This is a genomic window from Polaribacter sp. IC073 (assembly GCF_007997075.1).
GTDB lineage: Bacteria > Bacteroidota > Bacteroidia > Flavobacteriales > Flavobacteriaceae > Polaribacter.
In genome coordinates, this window is sequence record NZ_VORS01000036.1 from 1 (window position 1) to 962 (window position 962).

General features: G+C 29.4%; 1 pseudogene. It reads right to left on the bottom strand.

The features are described 5' to 3' along the window. Positions 1 to 84: 84 nt before the first annotated feature. Positions 85 to 962: pseudogene (locus ES045_RS16230) on the bottom strand (IS3 family transposase); the annotation flags it as partial.

Below are 962 nucleotides of genomic sequence, written 5' to 3' on the forward strand. Positions count from 1 at the left end.
TCGTGTTTGATTGTTTTAAAAAAACTTTCAGCTACAGCATTACTTTTACATTAAAAGCTAGGCTTTTACTCTTGATTTCAAATCTTTTCTACTCATACTTTGAATTATTTTAAAATTAAAGTTACAGATATTAGTCATTTTATTTGAGGCATATTGTACACCTCTATCTGAATGAAAAATAAGTCTATTACTAATGTTTCTTGTTTTCGTGCATCAATCCAAGCTTTCATTACCGTATTTTGCGTAGTCATATCTTCATTTAACGACCATCCAACAACCTTTCTGTCAGCAAGATCTATGATGGTCGTTAAATAATTCCAATCATCATTAACTCTAATAAAAGTGATATCAGACACCCATTTTTCTCCCAGTTTAAGACTAGAAAACTCTCTATTTAACTCATTTTCAGTAATTAAATATTTACGATTAGAATCTGTTGTAATTAGAAATTTTCTTTTTAAAACACTTCTTAAACCCATTTCTTTCATCAGTAGTCCGATGTAAGAGCAGGAATAAATCAAGCCTTCTCGTTCTAATTTTTTTTGAATTCTATAACTACCATAAATTTCTCTACTTTGCTCAAAAATAATTTTAACCCTTTCTTTTAGATGCGTCGTAGGTGTTTTTAAAAATATAATATCTTTATTTTTAAACCAATGATAGTAAGCATTTTTACTAACTTTCATGGATTTACACATCTTTTCAACTGGATATATATCAACATTTTCTAAAATGAATTGATATCTTATAAGTCGCTCTTGGAGATTTGATATTAAGAGGAGAAAACATCGTTTTCGGGTATTTTGCTCACCGCCTTTTTTAAGATGTCACGTTCCATGGTTTCATTCTTTAATTCTTTTTTTAGTGCTTTGAGTTTTTGAGCTTCAAGAGGTATTTCTTTCTTTTTGAAAAATCTCCAGATTTCAACTTGTATTCGCGTTTCCAGCGACCAACCATACTTA